This window comes from Streptomyces spinoverrucosus (assembly GCF_006539505.1).
Taxonomy (GTDB): domain Bacteria; phylum Actinomycetota; class Actinomycetes; order Streptomycetales; family Streptomycetaceae; genus Streptomyces; species Streptomyces spinoverrucosus.
The window spans coordinates 1-19,977 of the sequence record NZ_BJND01000106.1 but is presented as its reverse complement, the minus strand read 5'-3'; the positions used below and the strand labels follow the sequence as shown (position 1 = coordinate 19,977).

Sequence of the window (19,977 nt, the reverse complement as noted above, 5' to 3'; positions counted from 1 at the left end):
CCAGCAGCGGGGCGCCGGAGATCGCCCACAGGCCCATGTGCAGCCGGTTCTGAGCGTCACTCAGGCCGCTCATGCCGACCATCAGCATGTCGGGGTCGTTGTAGTACCCGGTGTGCTGGGCCGCGGGGTGCAGCCCCTTGTCGAAGTTGGCGAGCATCATGCCGGTGGTCGGGGTCTGGCCCCAGAAGATGACATCGGTGCTGGTGCGCCACAGGTCGCCGTATCCGGTGGCCCAGTTCCAGGGCAGTCCGGTGCCCCACTCGCAGAAGGAGAGTACGAGCTTGCGGCCGGTGACGGCGGTGGCGGCCCCGTTGGCGGCGGCTATCTGCTTGTACGTGGTCTCCTGGTCCAGGCCCTCGACGCGGCCGCCGCACCAGTCGATCTTGACGTAGTCGAAGCCCCAGCGCTGGAAGGTCTCCAGGTCCTGCTGGTAGTGGCCCTCCATGCCGGTGTTGGGAGCGGCGGGGCGGGTGGTGGGGTAGTAGTAGCCGCAGCCGTTCTTGCCGGCGTCGGTGTAGATGCCGGCCTTCAGACCCTTGCTGTGGATGTAGTCGGCGACGGCCTGCATGCCGCCCGGCCACAGGTCCGCGTCGACGGCGATGGAGCCGTCGGCGTTGCGGTCGCCCTGCCACCAGCCGTCGTCGAGGTTGACGTACTGGTAGCCGGCGTCCGCCATGCCGGAGGAGACCAGGGCGTCCGTCTGCTGCTTGATGACGTCGAAGTCGATGCTGCTGGCGAAGCTGTTCCAGGACGCCCAGCCCATCGGCGGCGGAGTGACGGCGGCCTGCGTGGTGCTGACCGCGGTCGGCTCGGCGGACAGCGGTGCCGACGAATCGTGGTCGGCCAGGGCCGTCAGGCCGGCCAGGGCGAGGGCGAGGGCGAGGACGCGCACGGTGACGCGTCTGGCCCAGCCACGTACGGAGCTGTACGGCATGGGGGAGCCTTTCATGATCAGTACCCGACCCGGAAGGTCGCGTCCTGCCGGTCCGTGGTCGTGGAGATGGGGTCGATGCGCAGGACGTAGTCCGAGTGGCGGATGTAGCGGGTGGGGTTGTTGTACGAGCGGAAGGACGCCCAGCTCGCGTCCGCGAGGCCCGCCGTGCGGTAGAAGGTCGCGTCCGCGGCGAACGTCGAGGTGCCGTCGTTCGCGTCCAGCTGGAGCGCGTAGTTGTAGTGCCGCAGATAGCGGGTCGGGTAGTTGACCGACCGGAAGGAGACCCCGGAGCTGTCGGCGAGCCCGGGGACCAGGGTCCACAGGGAGTCCTTGTACGGTTCGATCGGGTACACGTCGATCCGGCCCACGTAGTTGGAGTGGCGGATGTAACGGGCCGGGTAGTTGTAGGACTTGAGCCGGTTCCAGGCCGGTGAGCCCCACTTGGCGAGCAGGTTGTCGTACTCGGTCGTGGTGATCGTCGTGATGCCGCAGTGCTTGGAGTTGACCGGCTGGGTGTAGGTCCTCTGGTCCAGGGCCGTCCAGCTGCCGGAGGCGAGGCTGCTCGACTGCCAGGCGTAGAAGACACCGTTGGGCGTGTAGGTGTCGCCCCACAGCCACCAGGTGTTGGACGTCAGGGACTTCACGACCGTCGGGGCCTCGGTGCCGCCATGGGCGACGCCCGTGCTGAACTCCGTGAAGCTGCCCGGGTTCAGGGAGGTGGATCTCGCTCCGACGAGGGTCTGGGCCTTCTTGTAGTAGAGGTAGTTGACGCCGTCGACGCCGACGGTGAGGTTTCCGTCGATGACGTCGTACCCGGGGTCGAAGAAGACCTGGGGGCTGGTGGTGGTCACGAAGTCGGTGGTGTAGCTGACCATGATCACGTTGTGGCCGCTGCTGTTCACCGACGAGTAGAGGATGCCGTACTGGCCGCGCGAGGCGTCCCAGTAGGCCTCCGGTGCCCAGCTGTGGGTGTCGGTCATGTCGTGCAGCTTCAGCAGCCGGTAGCCGGTGAAGGTGCGCAGGTCGGTGGAGTCCCAGACGTGGATGTAGACGCTGTCGCGGCTCCAGTCGGTGCCCTGGAGGTCGGTGGCGAGCACCACGAAGGTGCCGTCCTGCTTGCGCATGAGGAACGGGTCGCGCAGGCCGAGGGCGCCCGAGGTGGGGGTGACCAGGGGGTTGTTCTGGTTGAGCGGCGTCCAGTTGAGTCCGTCGGGGCTGACGGCCAGGTGCAGGCCGTAGTCGGTGCCGTCGCCGAGGTTGGTCGACTCGGTGAAGTAGACCATCGCGTACGCCGAGTCGGCGGCGTGGGCGGTACCCGAGCCGAGGGTCAGGGCGAGGGGAACGGCGGCGGTCATGCCGAGGAGAGCGCGACGGGACAGGTGGGGGTTTTCGCTCATCTGTGCTCCAAGGTGGCGTGCGGGGGCACCCGAAGTGACCGGTATTTCGAACGAAGTTCGGAAAATCGATCAGACCGTAGAGCCAGGTCATGTGCTCGTCAATCTTCCTGTCATGCTTTTGTGTTTCCTGTGGGGCCCCGGGGCGCGAGTGGCCCCGGGGCGAGCGGCATCAGCGCTGGGTGTAGATGAAGCCGACCTTGTCGACCTCGTCGCCGGAGCGGCCGTGGAATCCGGCGATCTGCCACCCGGACGGCGCGGTGCGGGTCACGCAGTCGGAGGTCGTGGTGCCGCCGGCCAGGGTGCGGCCGAGGTTGGTGGTGAACTTGGCGTAGAAGATCCGCGTGTGGTCGTCCTTCTGACCCTGGCACAGGTACGCCGTCGTCACGTACTCCCCGCTGCCGAGCGTCAGCGAGGACGCGGTGCCGCCGGTCCCGCCGTGGGCGAGCGTGGTGCCGTTGGACAGGGTGAGGCTCAACTGGTCGACCCGGGACCCGGCGCGCAGGGCGATGGTGGTGGCGCGGGCGCCGGCGGGCACGCTGTCGATGTCGTTGTAGTAGTCGCCGTGCGGGCCGCCGAACTGGTCGCTGAGCTGGAACGCGGTGTTGCGCGACCAGGTGAAACCGGCGGTGATCGGGTCGTGGTCGGACAGCATCAGCCCGTCGGTGAGGAACTTGGAGTGCTCGTTGTTGTACGACGTGGCGTTGAGCGTGACGAGTTTGCTGCCCCGGTAGAGGATCTTGTCGACGACCTCGCAGGTGTTGGGGACGGTGGTGCCCGTCTGGTCGCAGACCAGCGCGTCGCTGCCCTTGGCGGGCGCGCTGCCGCCGCGGATCAGCTTGACCCAGGCGTCCGTGAGGCCGTTGGCGGCGGCGAACTCGGCGATGGTGTCGCCGGAGCGGGTGTAGCGGGTGTTGGTGTCGCCCATGACCACGACGGCGTTGCCGGCGGAGTGGGTGGCGATGAAGTCGGTGAGCTGGCTGAGGTTGTCCCTGCGTGCGGCGAGGTCGTCGTCGTTGGTGCCGGCGTTGGTGTGCAGGTTGTAGAAGTCGACGTACACGCCCTCGGCGAGGCGCTCGCGCATGAAGGTGAAGCCCTTGGGGGTCAGGCAGTCGCCCGAACCGTAGGTGCAGGTGTTCCAGCCCACCCGCTCGAAGTCGTCCTCGTCGTAGGAGATCTTGGAGAGCGTGTTGAGGCCGCTGCCGATGCCGGCGCCGCCGCTGGTGGGGGTGCGGTAGGCGTGCGCGGTGTCGGCCGCGTACAGGTAGGCGTGGTAGTTGAAGTCCTCCTGCACGTGGACGATGTCGTACGGCGCTATCCGCTCACCGATGGCCGTGGTACTCGATTCGCGCGGCGTCGGCGCGCTGGAGATGGCCTCGGGCAGACCGGCCACGTTGTAGGTGAGGACGCTGAAGCTGCCCGAGTCGGCGGCCGCCGCGGGCGGGGCGGCCACGGTGAGCCCGCCGAGAACGGCCGCGCCGGCCGCCAGGCAGGCGAAGAGTCTGCGCATGGGGATGTGTCTCCTGAGGAGAGAAAGCGGTTGTGGTGGGGACGCGGCAGAAGTTACCGTCGGTTACCTGGGGCCTGTCGAGAGTTCGGGCGTACTTTCACAGGAGTTGCCGTCCGTACATGGACGGTTCGGATCCGCGCCGGGAGTGATTCACGGCTTGGACCCACTCGATGCCGTTGCCGCCGATCCCGTCGCGTTCTCGCACCGTCCGGCTACGTGCGGGACCTGGAAGCGGCTTCTGCTGCCGCAGCCTCAACCGCCCAGCGATGGCTGCTGGTTGCGTCGCGGTCGGCCACGACCACCTCGGTGGGCCTGCCGTCCGGATCCCGAGCCAGAACCAGGTCCTGGTGCCGGCGCAACAGAAGTTCCCCGTGGCTCGGGAGCGCGTACGACACCTCGTCGGAGTGCACGACGCACGACGAGAGCGCGACGGTCCGGGTCTGTGGGTCGGCGGCCAGGCAGGTCGAACTGGCCGTGCCTGGCCGCCTCGTGGCAGGTGGCCAGGCGTAGGGCCCTGTGTGGCTCAGGAGTTCGGGTACGCGGCACGGACCCGTGCCAGCTCCTCGGCAGTGACGGGCAGCACTGTGCCGTGCCGGGGCCGTGAGGGGAGTTGGTAGTCGCTCGGCAGCGACCAGTCGGGCTCGGCGAGGCTGTCGGTGTGGAAGGGCAGGTATCCACGTCCGCCGGCCTCGTCCATGAACACCCACCAGCCGTCACCGGAGTTGTCCTTGAAGACGGTGGGTCCCTCGACCCAGTCGGTGCCGACGCCGGTGCGGACGCAGTCGTCGACCAGCTGCCAGTTGCGGGGGGACGAGCCAGGATCGTCGACGGCGGTCAGGTCGCGGGAGCGTTCCAGTACGACGTCGCGGGTGCAGGATCCGACAACCTTGTCGTCGGTGGTGACGCGGTAGTACCAGTCCCCGTCCCTGGCCACGGTGGAGTCGATGACGCCGCCGCCCGGGTCGTTCCAGACCTTCGGTTCGCTGAAGGTCCGGAAGTCCCGGGTGGTGGCGTACATCATGCGCGGGTAGGTGGGGCCGGTGTGCTCGGTGTCCTCGGCCGCGTAGAGGTTGGAGGCCCAGTAGACGACGTACGCGCCCAGCTTCGGGTCCCAGGTGGCCTCCGGTGCCCAGGTCATGCCGGCCTGGTCGCCGGAGACCTTCACATGGCGCTGCTCGGACCAGTGCACGAGGTCGGTGGACTCCCACACCTCCAGGTACTGGCTGCCGAAGCGCATCTCGTAGCCCCACCCCTTGCCGCCGTTGATCTTCAGGTCGGTGGCGACGAGGTAGAACTTGTCGCCCTCGGGGGAGCGGATGATGAACGGGTCGCGTACGCCCTTCTCGCCGAGGGTGGAGGTGAGCACCGGCTTGTTGTCGTTGAGGTCGTCCCAGTGCAGGGGGTCGTTGCCGCGCGAGGCCCCGAAGTGGACCTGCTCGCCGTCGGTGTAGCGCTCGCCCGCGAAGTAGGGGAAGAAGTACCCCTCCATCGGCTTCCGCTCGGGGAGGGGGCGGACGGTGACGTCGAAGCGACGCTTGGTCTGGTGGTGGTCGAGCCGGACGGTGGCCGTCAGGGTGACATGGGCGGGCGGCCGGCCGCGGTCGGGGCGGTTGACCTCGCCGGTCGGGGTGATGGTGCGGGGCTTGTCGGACGTCCACCGAACGGTCGCGCCGTGCAGGGACGTGGTGGGGAGGGTGAGGTAACCGCGTATGTCGTCGGCGTCCCACACGGTCAATGCGGCGGCGGCCGCTGTGAGTTGCGGGTCGGCGGCCGACGGGGGCGCCGCCTGTGCGGGCAGCGCGGCGCACGCCACCGCGGCGGCGACGAGCGGAACCAGCAGGGGTCTGGGCAGGCGCCGCGGAGGGCGGCGCAGGTCGGGCATGGAAGGCATGGGCGGCTCGTCCTTTCACCCTCGGGAGGGGACTGTCCTTCACCACGCGCGATCGATATATCGAACATTGTTCGTTTTGCCGGATGGACCGTAAGAGGCAGCCGACACCACCGTCAATACCCCTGGTCCTGCGGCATGTTCCCAGGTTGCTTCCCGTAGCCGGTGATCTGGGCGATCCACTGGATGAAGTCGTCGGCGTCCCCGTTGGCGCCGTGGCCGCCGTCCCAGGCGAGCTTCCAGGCGCGGCCGGTGTCGACGGCTCCGGACAGGTCGAGCGTCGTGCGCGGTTCGGCCCGGCGGAAGCCGCGGTAACCCCAGTGCCCCGGGCGGCGAGTGACCTGCGCGCGCAGATGCAGGTTGATCCACCGGATTCTCAGGATGTGCCACAGATGTCTCTCCCACGAGGCGCTCGAACTACGGGTCTGGTCCGAGGGCTGCGCAGCCGGACCTCGAAGCCGCGACGACTACTTTGCCTTGGCCTCATCGCAGGTCACCGCGCTGTGCGGGCGGGGGTGCTGCAGCCGGGCGGTGTGCCTGCCACCTCGGCCGCGGTCGGCGGACCGGGTTCCGGCCTTCGGCGCCGGCCAGGTACTTCTGGGCGGTGTACGGGTCACATCGTGGCGCGCAGGTGGCTGACGGTGACGAAGTGGTAGCCGCGGGCGCTGAGGGTGCGCAGGATCTCGGGTACCGCGGCGACCGACGTGGCGTGGATGTCGTGCATGAGGACGACGTCGTTGCGCTTCACCTTGCCGATGACACTCTGGGCGACCTTCGCGGCATCGGGGTACTTCCAGTCCTCGGTGTCCAGGGTCCACAGCACGGGGGAGAGCGTGGTGGCGTGGCGGACGGTGCTGTTGACGGCGCCGTAGGGCGGGCGGAAAAGGGTGGGGGCCTTGCCGGTCGCGGCCTTGATCGCGGCGCTCGTGCGGTTCAGCTGGTAGGCGACCTGCTCGGAGGTGAGCTTGGTGAGGTCGGGGTGGCTCCAGGAGTGGTTGCCCACCTCGTTGCCGGCGCGTGCCTCGGCGCGCACCAGGTCGGGGTGGGCGGCGACGTTCTGGCCGACCGTGAAGAAGGTGGCCCGTGCCTTGTACTGCGCGAGGTAGGTCAGCAGGGTCGCGGTCTCCGGGGCGGCGGGGCCGTCGTCGAAGGTCAGGGCGACGCACATGACTTTCTCGCAGTCGGTGTCGTCATCCCCGGATGCCGTGTGGGTGGGCACGGCGGGCGTGGGGGTGGCGGCCGCCCCGAGGTCGAGCGAGCCGGACGGACGTATGGTCTGCCGCTGGGCGCGCTTGCCGAAGGCGGACAGCCACGGGGTGACCGTCGCCCTGGAGAGGGTCACGACGTAGGAGCCGGCGGCGGCGGCGCCGACCTGACCCCGGCCGAAGGTCACCCGCAGTCCGCCGTCGGCGGTGAAGGTCATGTCGTCCAGGAGGGAGGCGAGCTCCGACCGGTCGGCGAACGCCTCGTCCACCGTCTCCGCGTCTGTGCCGTCCCGGCCCTGGAGCTGCTTCTTCAGGGCGGCGATGAAGGCGTCCCGGGAGCCGTCGGCGACGAGCCCGAGGGCCGTGCGGTACGCGCCCGCCTGTCCGTCGTACCAGTAGGTGCGCGTGATCCCACCCCCTGCCCCGGTGTGGTCCTGGCTGGTGAGCCGGACGCCGAGGACGTTCCCGGAGGCGACCAGGAACTGGTGGCTGATGTTGAGTTCGCCGACGTCGCCGGCCCCGCTGCTGTCGCCGCACGTCGAGCGGAAGGTCGCCAGGCGCTGCTCCACGTACTTCTTCATCGCGGCCGTCATCGCCTCGGCGCCGGGTACGTCCGGGTAGCTGGTCGCGAAGGGGCAGGAGCTGTTCTCGCTGCTGTTGTTGACGATCCGCAGACCCTTGATCTTCGAGGGGTCCACGGCCCGCACCGGCAGGGTGCCGGAGGACGACCCGGGCCGTGCCCCGGCGGCCGTGGAGTCCGACGTCCCGGAGGATCCGGACGAGCAGGCCGCCGTCAGGGAGAGCGAGCCGAGCAGCAGGAGGGAGGGGAGCAGGAGGCGTGTGCGCATGGGACCAGAACCTGGGCTAGGGGGCTTACCGGGCTCCGATCGTCCAGGTCAGGGGCGTTTTTCAGCGACCGTCGAAGTCACTGTGAACAAAAAGGTCCCGCTCTTCGCACGCCTTCGCCGCTCAGCGTGTCGTGGGGCACACCTGTCGGTACGGCGCGTCGGGGACGTACGTCCGCCACTGCGCCTCGGTGAGTCCTCCGCCGGCCCGGCCGCACAGGACGCGGGCGATGTCGTCCGGGCCGACCGGGTGGCGCTGGAGCAGCACGTTCGGGCCGCCGGCGTACAGGGTGGCGCCGTCGCTGGTGAAGGCGAGGGTGTCGATCTCGTCGCCGGCGGTGGGCAGGTCGGAGCCGAGGAGGCGCTGCCCGGCGGTGTCCCACAGGCGCAGGGTGCCGTTGCGGCCCCCCACGGCGAGGGTGGCGCCGTCGGGGGAGAAGGTGAGCGCGCCCACGGCTTCGGGTTCGCCCGCGGTGACGGTGTCGGAGGTGCCGGTCAGGATGCCCATACGGTGGCGCAGGGCGCCGTCCCACAGGGTGACGTGCCCGGTGGAGTCGCCGACGGCGAGCCGGGTGCCGTCGGGGCTGAAGGCCAGCGCGGTGACCTGTCGGCCGTCGGCCAGGGCGCGTCCGCTCACGTGACCGGAGGGCAGCTCGGCGTACCGGTCGCCGGAGCCGGCGAGCAGCCGGCCGTCGGGTCGCAGGCCGAGCCTGCCCGCATCGAGGGCGCTCAGGGTGGCTGTGCGGCGGTGGGCGGCGGTGTCCCAGACCTCGGCCGTGCCGTCGTCGTTGGGGGAGCGCGCGGCCAGCAGCGTCCGTCCGTCGGTGCCGAGGGCGAGAGCGGAGACGACGCGGTCCGCCGCACCGGATGTCTCGAACGACGTACGGACCCGGTGAGCGGGCACGTCCCAGATGGTGAAGCGCTGCCGCAGGGCGCCGTGCGAGGACACGGTGTCGGCGACGGCCAGGGCCCGGCCGTCCGGGCTGAAGGCAAGCTGCGGAGGCCCTTCGTCGCCGTCGGTCGGCAGGGCACCGAGCGTGGTGCGGGCCAGGACGGCGCCCATGGGGGTCCCCCCGCTCGAGCGAAGCCGAGAGTGGGGGAGTGTGGAGCGCAGTTCGAAGCGGTAGCCGGACCCGGACCGGGTGGCCGTGGCCAGGACGGTGCCGTCCGGGCTGAGCGCGGTCGCGTTGGCCGGAGTGCTCTGCCAGTGGGCGTCCAGACGGTCGCTCAGGTCGTATGTGCGGACCGTGGCGCCGTCGAGATAGCGCAGCGTCCGGTTCCTGCCCGGGGCCCAGGTCAGGCCGCTCACCTCGGCACCGGCCAACGGAGTGCGGAAGAGCTCCCCGCTGCCCGGATCCAGTGACCACGCGGCGATCTCCTGGTCGTCGGCCGTGGCCAGGAACCGCCCGTCCGGAGAGAGGACGGCCTGGGTGAAGCCGCTGGTGCCGCTGCTCTGGAAGTCGGCGACCTCCCGTCCGTCGGAGATGTTCCAGACGGTGGCCGTGTTCCCGGAGAGCACGGCCAGCCGCCGGCCGTCCCCGCTGAACCGCAGCAGACGGGAGCCCCCGTCCGCCCCCGAGCCGGTGCCGCACACGGTGCCGCCCGACTTCTCCCAGGCACCCGGGAGCCTCTTGCCGTGGACGGTGTCCCACACCTGGGGCGCGCCGTCGGCGGGGCACAGAGCGAGGAGGTGGCCGCCCGGGCCGACCGCGGCGGCGGTGAGGGCGCTTGGCGTGTCCGTGCTGAACAGAACCTTGCCGTCGCCGGCCCGGTGCAATTTGACCCAACCGGGACCGTCCGTCGGTGAGGTGCCGTAGGCGCTGCCGTCGGGCGCCGCCCAGTAGGCCGCGTCGCCCAGTTCGGCGACGGCTCTGCGGGCGGCGAGGTTCCACAGCTCGACGCCGTCCTGGCCGGTGAGGAGGAGGAAGCGGGCATCGAGGCCGGCGTCCGAGGCCTCTGTGCCGCCGGGCAGGCGGTAGGTGGCGGTGACACGGTGGTCGGCCACGTCGCGGACGGTCACTTCGGTTCCCGTGACGGTGACGAGGGCGCGGCCCTGATCGGTGAGGAAGCGCTGGGTGTTCTCACCCGTCTGCGGGTCGGTGAAGGCGTCCCGCTCCGGCCGGGCCAGGGCGTCGAGCAGGGCCGAACGGGACTCGGTCAGCGGTGCGAGCCGCCAGGCCGCGACGGAGAGCCGGGCGGCCGTGCGGGGGTCGGCGGAGCGCAGGCTGTCGGCCATGGTGGCCAGGCGGCGGGCGGCTGCCTTGGCCGCCTCTTCGTCGCTCGCCCGGTCGCGCTGCCAGGCCAGCAGGCCCGCGGCCAGAGCGAGCACGAGGAACGCGGAGAGTCCCACGGTGAGCAGGCGGGTACGCCGGGCGGCCCGTGTCCCGGCCTCCCGCTCCGCGTCGCGCGCGGCGCGCGAGGCGTCGAGGAACGCCTGCTCCAACTCGGCGAGATCGTCCCGGCCCCGCCCGGTGAACAACTCCTCGGCCTGGGTCAGGCGCGCCCCCCGGTACAGCGCGCCCGCGTCACGGTCCAGCTGCTCCCAGGCTCGGGCCGACTCCCCGATGAGCCGTTGCGCGCGCAGCCGCTCCCGGCCCTCCTCGATCCAGCCGGCCAGCCGGGGCCAGCCGGTGATCAGCACCTCGTGGGCCAGCTCGACGGTGTCACCGTCCAGGGTGACCAGCCGGGCGGCGGCGAGGCGTTCCAGCGCGTCCGGCGTGTCGGGCCCCAGTTCCCCCCGGGACGCCGGACGGCGTGTGTCGGCGGTTCCGTCCCCGGGTGCGATCAGGCGCAGCAGGATGCGGCGGGCGACCAGGGCCTGCTCCGGCGCGAGTTCGCCGTAGACCTGATCGGCGGTGGCGGCGATCGCGCCGCGCACGCCGCCTGCCGCCTCGTACGCGGCCAGGGTGAGCGTGCGGCCGCGGCGCCGGCGCCAGGTCTCCAGCAGGGCGTGCGAGAGCATCGGCAGGGCGCCCGGCTGATCGGTGACCTCGTCGATGACGCGGGCGGTCAGCGCGCGCTCCACGTTCAGGCCCTCGGCGGTCGCGGGCTGCGTGATCACGTCCCGCAGCTCGTCCCGGCTCATCGGTCCGACCAGCAGGTTCGCACGGCTCACCGCCTCGGCCAGTCCCGGGTGGGCGGCGCAGTGGCCGTAGAAGTCGCCGCGGACGGCGATGGCCACGCGCAGTCGGCTCTCGGGGGTGCGTGCGGACAGCAGCAGGTCGAGGAAGCGATCGCGTTCCTCGCGGTCGTGGCAGAGGGTGAACACCTCCTCGAACTGGTCGACGATCACCCAGGTGTCCAGGCCGCCGTCCTTCGGGACGAGGGCCTCCTCGTGCGTGTGCGCGGGCCGTTCGCCCGGGGTGAGGACGCGGATCACCGCCGGGCGGTCGGCGTCCCGCGCCTGCCGCAGCGCCGGGATCACCCCGGCCCGCAGCAGCGACGACTTGCCGCTGCCGGAGGGACCGAACACCGCCGCGAACCGGTGCCCGCGCACCAGACCCAGAAGTTCGCCGACCTGCTTGTCCCGGCCGAAGAACAGGTCGCTGTCCCCAGGCTCGTAGCGGGCCAGCCCCCGGTACGGCGCCCGCTCCTCCGCCGAGGGCGCCCGCACTTCCGCGTCCGCCTCCCGCCAGCGCCGCTCCCACTCGTCCGGGTCGGCGTCCAGCACTTGGGTGTACGCCCGTACGACCGCGAGCGAGGGCAGCTGGTCGCCGGCCGCCGCCTGGGACAAGGCGGTCGTCGAGTAGCCCGCCCGCTCGGCCATCTCCCGGTACGGCGGCTTGCCCGCCTTCTCACGCAGCAGCCGCAGGTCGTGGGCCAGCCGCTGCACCGGCCCCGCATCCGGGTCCAGCGGCTTCTCGCGTCGTCCCACCGGGCCGTACCTTTCACCCTGCAAACAACACCAGTGATCGGCGCCCAACCTACGTGCGGCTGCCGAGCAGGGGCAATTGCGGCCCATCACGCGGACGGGGCACCGACACGGACGTGTCTCCGGCCGGTGCGGCCGGAGACACGTCGCGTGATCGCCCCGGAGTCAGCGCACGGTGCGGTACGCGCTGTGGATGGTCTCCGTGGCGGTGTTGCCGGCGGTGTCGGCCAGGGCTGCCCGGAAGGAGACGGTGCCGGGCCGCTTCGGGTGGGTGAGGGTCAGGTACCGCTTGCCGGTGCGGTCCGTGCGGACGGTGACCGGCTTCCAGGTGCGGCCGCCGTCGTACGACACGCGCACCGTCAGCGACTTCAGATGCCCCTTGGCCGCGGCCGGGCCCTGCACCGACAGCGGCACCGTGATGCGGGCGCCCGCCTTGGCGGTGCCGGTCAGGCTCAGCTTCGGGTGGAAGCGGACGACGGAGAGGGGGAAGGGGACCCCCTTGGTCTCGCCGTTGTCGCGGGAGGTGAAGGTCCACACCGCCTCCACGCGGTCACTGACCTTGTAGTCCTTGGTGCGGTCGGCGTTGATGGACAGCCGGTAGCGCGTCGGCGCGGCGGGCAGGCCGCCGTAGACGTTCAGGCAGGTGTCGTCCGTGGTGGAAGTGAAGACCCGGGAGCCGGAGCTGAGCCGGGTGGTGAGGGTGGCCTGGGGGACGTAGGCGAAGTTGCCCGGGCCGTCGGAGAACATCGGCACGCACACGTAGTAGGACCCGCCGAGCCGTTTGGCGCCGGTTCCGGACGCCGGCGCGACGGCCGGGCCGTGGACGCCGCCGTTGAACCCGACGCGGTAGGTGCGGCCCGGCTCGAAACGGCGGTCGGTGAGGAAGGACACCGTGTCCTCGTTGTGCAGGCTGTTGGCGACCCGGGCGCCCAGGTTCCAGCGCAGGCCGTGGTCGGTGCTCAGGTACTGCACGGGCGACGCGGTCGGCGCCTTGCGCGGGACGCCCGTCACACCGAGGGACGCCCTGCCGAGTTGCGGCCAGTCGGGGGTTGACCAGTCCGCCTGGGGGGCGGTTTGGGCCCGGGCCAGGGTGGTGGCGACGGAGGTGTTCACCCGGGCCATGCCCCGGAGGGAGGAGAAGGTGCGGTTCAGACCGGTGAAGAAGGAGCCGGTGCGCTGGGTGACCAGGTTGTACGTCGGTGAGGTGGCGGTGCGCTGCCAGATCCCGCCGAGTTGGGTGACGAAGGAGTCGGCCGAGGAGCCGGGGCCGACCTGGCCGAGGGAGGTGTCGGCGTCCACGGTGCTTCCGCCGGCGTAGTCGTAGGCCGGCTTGGTGCCGCGGGCCGCGAAGAGGACCTGCGCGTCGCGCAGGGTGGCCCGGCGGTCGGGGGCGGTGACCTTCACCGGCTTGGTCCTGCGCCCGTCGAGGGCGAGGGTGGTGTCGTGGTCGAGCATCAGGCGGGGTGCCACCATCAGGGCGGTCCTTCCCCGGGGGTCGATGCTCTGGGCGTCGACCAGATAACGGCCCTTGGGCAGCCGCAGGGTGACCTTGCCGTCGGGGTGGTCCTTGTCGTCGTCGAAGGGCGTGTACTGCTTGCCGGTGTCCAGGTTCGCCACGGTGACGCCGGGAGCGTCGTCGGGCTTGCCGTCGCGGCGGGTGACGGTCAGCGTCAGCTTGTACGACTCAACCTCACGGATGGCGCCCAGGGCGGTGCGCACGCTCTGTCCGCCGCCGGTCGCGGTCACCGCGCCGGAGTAGACGCCGTCGGCGCCGCCGAGCCGGGTGTCGGCGGTGACCGTGGCCTGCGCGGCGCCGCCGGCCGGGACGGTCAGCCGGGCCGGGGAGACGGTGAACATGCCGGTGGGTGCGCCGGCGCCGTCGGGGCCGGTGGCGTCGGAGGTCAGGTCCAGGGTGACGGGCTTCGTGCCCGGGTTGCGGTACGTCAGCGTCCGGATCGCCGGCTGGTCGTCGTTGTGCGGCCAGGTGGCGGTGCCGAAGCCTACGGAGGTCGGGTCGGTGGTGAGGTCGGCGCCGGTCGCCCGGGTCAGGTCGACCCGGCCCGCCCCGGCCTCGTACGCGGTCGTGCCGGTCAGCGGCTTGGCGGAGGCCGTCAGCGCGGCCTTGATCCGCTCGCCGGTCCAGTCGGGGTGCTCCTGGGCGAGGATCGCGGCGGCACCCGCGGTGTGCGGGGTGGCCATGGAGGTGCCCGACATCGACACGTAACCGGGCGCCACCTCCTCGCCCTCGCTGCCGTGGGCGGCCCGCGCGGCGACGATGTCGACACCGGGCGCGGCGATGTCCGGCTTCAGCGCGCCGTCCGCGGTCGGGCCGCGGCTGGAGAAGTCGGCGATCTTGTCGTGCCGGTCCACCGCGGCGACGGTCAGCGCGGCCGCGGCCGAGCCCGGAGAGCCGACGGTCGTGTCGGACGGGCCCTCGTTACCCGCGGCGATCACGAAGAGGGCGTGGGAGGAGGCCGACAGATCGTTCACGGCCTTCTCCATCGGGTCCACCCCTTGGGTGTCGGTGGAGCCCAGGCTCATGCTGACAACCTTGGCGCCCTGCGCCACGGCCCACTGCATACCGGCGATGATCGCCGAGTCGGTTCCGAAGCCGGTGTCGTCCATGACCTTGCCGACCAGGAGCTTCGCGCCGGGCGCCACACCCTTGTACTTGCCGTGGCTCTTCGCGCCGGAGCCGACGATGGTGGAGGCGACGTGGGTCCCGTGCCCCTGCCTGTCGTCGGTCGAGCCGGAGTCGGAGAAGTCCTTCGCCTTGAGGATGCTGCCCTTCAGGTCCGGGTGGGTGGCGTCGACACCGGTGTCCAGGACGGCGACCTTCACGCCCTTGCCGTCGTAGCCCTTCTTCCAGGCCGCGGGGGCACCGATCTGCGCGACACCGCCCTCGGGGTCGGGGTCGCCGCTGTCGTCCTGGGCTGCCGCCTTGACCCGCCCGTCGAGCCACACCCGGTCGATGCCGGGCGCGGTGGTCACGGCGGTGCGCTCGGCGACCGGGTCGGTCAGCGCCCGCCACACGTCGCCGGCGTCCGGCTTGTCGGCGGACAGCGCCTCGCCGCGGATGGCGGGCAGCAGACGCTCGACCTCGGCGTCGGCGGCGGCCAGAGCCCGCTTGGTACCGGCCCGGGTGCCGCTGCCGCCCCGATAGGAGACGATCAGCGGCAGCCGCCCCAAGTGGGCGTCGTCGTAGCCGTCCTTGACGAGCTGGGTGACGTCGAACAGGCGGCGGTCCAGCCGTCCGTTGCCCAGCAGCCGGGTCGCGTCCTGCGGGACGACGTAGGTGTGGCCGGCGAACCGCCGTATGGACAAGCCGATGTGTCCGCGGCCCTTGCCGCGCCGCACATCGGTCACCCGGCCCGTCCCGTCCATACTCACGGTGTCGCCGGTCACGAGTGTCACGCGGGCGGCGGCCCGGGCCGAGCCGCTTGCCGCCGCGGCTGACAGGCCCGCCGCCGACGGGCCCGCTGCCGCCGGGGTGACGGTGGTGGCGGTGAGCCCGGCCAGCGCCAGCAGAGCCGGTATCCCGTACGCGACACCTCGCACCGTCAGTCTCTTCCTGCTCGTGTCGTGCTTGTTCCGCAAGGTGCTCTCTCGCTTCCCCATAGGTCGGTGGATGGTCCCGAGTCGCGCCCGCCTGTGCGGGCGCATGGGGCGGCCCCGGGCTGCACGAGGGGGACACGTGAGCCGGGGCCGCCTGCGACCGTCGGCGGGGGGATGCCGTCCGGTCGGAACCGAGTCTTGGACCCGGGGGAATTGGTCAGTAGCCCGTCGCGGGCACTGAAAAATCGGGGGGAAGTCCTGTTCCCGGGAAGTCTTGGCCGTTCGGCCGATTGCGCGGCCCTGCCGCATTGCGGCACGTGGCCTTTCGGCTGATCCGGCTGTGCCGGCGGGGGATTAGGGTCGGGCCGTGGATCTCCTGAGACCCGTGCGTGCCCTTGATGTGTCCGGCGGACCGGAACCGGCTGCCCGCCGGCAGGTCCTTCCGCGGGTGTTCGGCATCGTGCTGCTGTTGCTCGCGGCAGCGGTGGACCTGCTGGTGGCGCATGGCGAAGAACAGTCGCTGTGGCCTCAGCTGGTGGTGCTGCTGATCGGTCTGGCCGCAATCCTCTGGCCCGCCGCACGGAGGCCTGCGTGGCTCACCGCACCCGTGCGGACCGCCGTGCCCGCCGTCCTCTCCGGCGCCATGACGGCGGCCGCGATCCTGTCCGGCCGGGACGCGGTGTACGGCCCGGGTGAACTCGCGATCCTGCTGTACCTGCTCCTGATCGCGGTGCGTGACTGCCCCGTGCGGTGGGCGGCGGTCTGCGCAGTTCTGGACGGTGCGGCGGTGGTCGCCCTGTCCTACAGAGAGGCCGCCGACACCTCCGACCTCTCCTCGGTCAACCCCCTCGGGATGCTGCTGCTGGTCGGCGCGGCCGCCGGACTCGGTGGGTACCTGCGCAGCCTGGACCACCGCCGCCGCCTCGCGGTCACCGAGACACAGCGGGCGGAACGCCTCGCCATGGCCGCCGACCTGCACGACTTCGTGGCCCACCATGTCACCGGGATCCTGGTACAGACGCAGCTGGCCCGACTCATCGCCACCACGGAACCCGAGCGTCTGGGCGGGATTCTGAAGGACGTCGAACGCGCCGCCGTGGAGGCCCTCGCCTCCATGCGCCGCACCGTCGGTCTTTTGCGCGAGGTCCCCGAGTCCGCCGAGGCCGGGACCGACGACCGCCGTCCGAGGGGCGATCTGACCGCGCTCCCCGAGCTGGTGGAGGGTTTCCGCGGGCCCGTCGGCCCCGAGACCGCGCTGCGCCGCGACCCCTCGGTACCCGACGACCTGCCCCATGAGGTGCAGGCCGCCGCCTACCGGGTCGTCCAGGAGGCCCTCACGAACGTACGGCGGCGCGCCGCGGACGCCACCGAGGTGACGGTCGGCCTGACCTACGGCGGCCGCGTGCTGGAAGTGACGGTGCGCGACGACGGCCGCGGCGGCACCCGGCTGCCGCAGGCCGCGCGCGGCGGCGGCTTCGGCCTGGTCGGCCTCACCGAACGGGTCACAGCGCTCGGCGGCGAGCTGCGTACGGGACCCCGCTCCGACCGCCGGGGCTGGGAGGTCACGGCGACCCTGCCTGCGGAGCGGTGCCGGGCGTGAGGCATCGGACATCGCACTCGGTGCGAGCGAAAGTTTCAGTGATCCTCCGCAGGTGGTGACCGAATGCCACCGTCTGTACGGTCGTGCAGGCAAGTCGTGGCATTGAGGGGCACGTGCAGAGCGGCCCTCGCCATGGACCGTCAGCAAGGGGCCTGAACAGCACATGCGTTATCGGGAACTCGGCCGCACCGGCCTGACCGTGTCCGAAATCGGCTACGGCGCCTGGGGGCTGGGCCAGGGGGCCTGGGTCGGCGCCGACGACGACTCCGGCGTACGCGCCCTGCACCGTGCCCTCGACCTTGGCGTCAACTTCATCGACACCGCCAGGGCGTACGACCGCAGCGAGCGCGTCGTCGGCCGCGCGCTCAGGGAGCTTCCGGGTGGCGGTGACGGCGTGTACGTGGCGACGAAGGTCGGGCCGAAGGTCCCGGTCTCGCTGGCGCCCAGCGGGCTCGACCCCATGGAGGCGTTCCCCGGCTCGCACCTGCGCGAGAGCCTGGAGACCAGCCTGCGCGAACTGGGCCGCGACCACGTCGACCTCCTTCAGCTGCACACCTGGGAGGACGAGTGGACCGGCCGTGGCGACTGGCTGGAGACGGTGGACACCCTCAAGCAGGAGGGCAAGATCAGGTTCTTCGGGCTCTCCGTCAAGGACCATCAGCCCGAGAACGTGCTCACGGTGCTGCGTACCGGGGTGCTGGATGCGGTCCAGGTCATCTACAACGTCTTCGAGCAGGCCCCGTCCGACGCGCTGCTGCCGGCCTGCGAGGAGTACGGCGTGGGTGTGATCGGGCGGGTCGCACTCGACGAGGGGGCCCTGACGGGCTCGATCCGTACGGGTGTCACCTTCCCCGAGGGCGACTGGCGCAACTGGTACTTCAGGGACGACCGGCCCGCACAGGTCGAGAAGCGCGTGGACGCGCTCCTCGCGGACCTGGGGATCGGCGTCGATCAACTCCCCTCCACCGCACTGCGGTTCGCGCTCGCCGGGCAGGCGGTCTCCACGGTCATCGTCGGGATGCGGTCACTGGCGAACGTGGAACGCAATGCCGCGGTCACCGAGGCACCGCCGCTGACCGCCGCGGAGCTCGCGCTGCTGGCCAAGCACCGTTGGCAGAAGAACTTCTACCGCTGATCCGTTCCTCCGCTCTCCTGGCCGGGGCACGGGACGTCGTCGCGCGCGTAGACGGTGATGCGGGCGCCGGTGACGTTCTTGGTCGTGCATTCGTGGAAGTACCGTTCCAGGGTGCGGTGTTTGACCAGCTCCTGGGCGGTGATGTCCGAGTGCGCGCCCGCGGCGTCGCGGACTGCGACGATCCGTCGGAAGGCCCGCATGCGGTGGGCGATGTCCTGGGCGGGCAGCTCGGTGCCGGACAGCGTGTCCGAGGACACGGCGTCCTGTGCCAGCGCGAGGTCGGTGAGCACCCGGGTGTCCTGGGGGCGTGCCTGCGTCCAGACGCGGTGGCGGCCCGACAGGTAAAGGAGACCGTCGCCGGGGCGGGCTGATTGCCGTACCGCGCGGCCGATGGCGACCACGTCGTCGTGGCGGCTCTGCGGTGTCCGCAGGTGCATGCTCACCGGCACCAGGGAGGCCAGTACCGCGGCCGCCACCGCCCACGAGGCGCATCCCGTCGGCGGCCGGCGGAAGGCGTGATCGATGCCGGCGCCCAGCAGCAACGCGAAACCGATGGTTCTGTAGAGAACGTACCGGTCGACGAACAGAGGCTTGATGGGCGCGAGCAGGAGAAGGACCAGACCGGGCAGGATCAGGATCGGCAGTGCCAGAGCTGCCAGGCTGATGGGCCCGCGCCCGGTCACGGGGCTTGGCGCGCACCAGATCCCCACCACCGCCATGGCCAGCAGGCCCAGCAACTGCACCGGGTGGGGCCAGGCGATCCAGGCGACCTGTCCGGACTGACCCGCACTGAACACCGCCAGTGGCAGCAGCCCCGCCGCGGCGCCACAGGCCGCCACCGTCCACGCCCGCATCACGTGGCGAGGGACCCCGGAGACGAGCAGGGTCACGCCGTGGGCGGCCACGGCCAGGATCGCGAACTCGTGGAGCAGGCCGGCGAGCAGCATGGCAAGGCCGTAAGCGCACCACCGCACTCGGGACGGGCGGGAGACGGTGCGGACGAGCAGGTAGGTGGACCAGGTGACCAGAGCGCACACCATGGCGTACGAGCGGCCCTCCTGCGCGTACAGCTGAATCTGAGGGATCAGGGGGAAGACAAGACCGGCCAGCAGTCCGACACGAGGACCGGCGAGACGACGTCCCAGGAGTCCGACGCCGGTTGCCGCCAAGGACATCGCCACCACTGAGGGCAGGCGCAACGTCAGCAGCTCACCGCCGAACAGCCTGAACAGCCCGTGCATCAGCGTGTAATAGAGCGCGTGCACGAGGTCCACGTGTTGGACGGTGCGCCAGATGTGCGCCATGCTGCGGTGCGCGAGTTGGTAGGTGACGGATTCGTCGCCCCACATGCTGTTCTTCCGGCGTATGCCCCACAGGCCCAGGGCCAACGCGACCAGCATGGGCATGACGACCGCAAGTGCGGCATGCGGTTCACGTCGCGGACGCCGGGACCGAGCGACGGCAGGCTTCAGAAGAGGGTGCGTTTGTCCCTGTGCGGTGTTGATGGCGATCTCCGAGGGCTGCGACCGGACGGCCGACTGGATGTGTGCAGGGAGGCCCGTACATGGCCCCTGTCAGCGCGTCTGCAGCGCAGGGCGGAGAAGGCCACGGGGCTGTCCGAGCTGCTCCTGAGTGGGGCGTCGAGCGGCGGTGCGAGCAGCTCGCGCTGCTTCTCGCGGACCGAGATCGTCGGCGTAGGTCCGGTAGAGGCTACGAATGTGATCGACGTCGATGTGCTGGTGCATGCGCGCGCTCCGTGCTGACGGGCGGTTGTCGGGGGCGCGCTGAAGGTAGGAGAGCGAAGTGGGAACGCACGTCACACCCAGGTGCTGACTTCTGGCCTCACACCTGGGTATGACGGTGCCAGGTCTGGGAACCTCCAGGCCCTCGCTCAGCGACCATTGACCTGCGACCGGCAGCCATCGGCTCCAGAACGACAGATCCCGGCAACCAGAGGTTCGGTTGCCGGGATCGGTTTCGTGGTCGGCACGGTGACATCACACCGTGGCGGCGTCAGATCAGATCAGGTCAGGTGAGGGT

The 19,977-nt window shown here is 71.1% G+C and carries 10 protein-coding genes; 2 read left to right on the top strand and 8 right to left on the bottom strand.

The features are described from left to right. The 7 genes from SSP24_RS40190 to SSP24_RS45045 all read right to left on the bottom strand — a co-directional run. Positions 1-949 (bottom strand): glycoside hydrolase family 27 protein (locus tag SSP24_RS40190; RefSeq protein ID WP_373866249.1); only part of this gene is annotated, 949 nt, incomplete at its 3' end. A gap of 2 nt (positions 950-951) precedes the next feature. Then, positions 952-2,331, bottom strand: coding sequence for a glycoside hydrolase family 43 protein (locus SSP24_RS40185; RefSeq protein WP_141315867.1), 1,380 nt, complete (start codon positions 2,329-2,331; stop codon positions 952-954). Between the two features lie 169 nt (positions 2,332-2,500). Next, complete coding sequence (locus SSP24_RS40180; RefSeq protein ID WP_141315865.1) at positions 2,501-3,838, bottom strand: jacalin-like lectin; 1,338 nt, start codon at positions 3,836-3,838, stop codon at positions 2,501-2,503. Between the two features lie 523 nt (positions 3,839-4,361). Beyond that, positions 4,362-5,729 carry a glycoside hydrolase family 43 protein gene (locus SSP24_RS40175; protein ID WP_141315863.1) on the bottom strand — a complete coding sequence of 456 codons (1,368 nt, stop codon included), beginning with the start codon at positions 5,727-5,729 and terminating at the stop codon, positions 4,362-4,364. Positions 5,730-6,339: 610 nt separating this feature from the next. Next, positions 6,340-7,779 carry a polysaccharide deacetylase family protein gene (locus SSP24_RS40170; RefSeq protein WP_141315861.1) on the bottom strand — a complete coding sequence of 480 codons (1,440 nt, stop codon included), beginning with the start codon at positions 7,777-7,779 and terminating at the stop codon, positions 6,340-6,342. 121 nt (positions 7,780-7,900) lie between these two features. Continuing rightward, on the bottom strand, positions 7,901-11,650 hold the full coding sequence (locus tag SSP24_RS40165) for an nSTAND1 domain-containing NTPase (RefSeq protein WP_141315859.1): 3,750 nt from the start codon (positions 11,648-11,650) through the stop codon (positions 7,901-7,903). 162 nt (positions 11,651-11,812) lie between these two features. Then, complete coding sequence (locus SSP24_RS45045; protein ID WP_167529852.1) at positions 11,813-15,205, bottom strand: S8 family peptidase; 3,393 nt, start codon at positions 15,203-15,205, stop codon at positions 11,813-11,815. Positions 15,206-15,578: 373 nt separating this feature from the next. Here SSP24_RS45045 and SSP24_RS40155 point away from each other — a divergent pair, with 373 nt between their 5' ends. After that, positions 15,579-16,802 (top strand): sensor histidine kinase, encoded by a 1,224-nt coding sequence (locus SSP24_RS40155; protein WP_141315869.1) that lies wholly within the window; start codon positions 15,579-15,581, stop codon positions 16,800-16,802. Between the two features lie 163 nt (positions 16,803-16,965). Then, a complete protein-coding gene (locus SSP24_RS40150) occupies positions 16,966-17,937 on the top strand; it encodes an aldo/keto reductase (RefSeq protein WP_141315855.1) in 972 nt (323 codons plus the stop codon). Here the strand turns inward: SSP24_RS40150 and SSP24_RS40145 are convergent. After that, positions 17,928-19,337 (bottom strand): glycosyltransferase family 39 protein, encoded by a 1,410-nt coding sequence (locus SSP24_RS40145; protein ID WP_141315852.1) that lies wholly within the window; start codon positions 19,335-19,337, stop codon positions 17,928-17,930. The genes SSP24_RS40150 and SSP24_RS40145 overlap by 10 nt on opposite strands. Between the last annotated feature and the right edge of the window lie 640 nt (positions 19,338-19,977).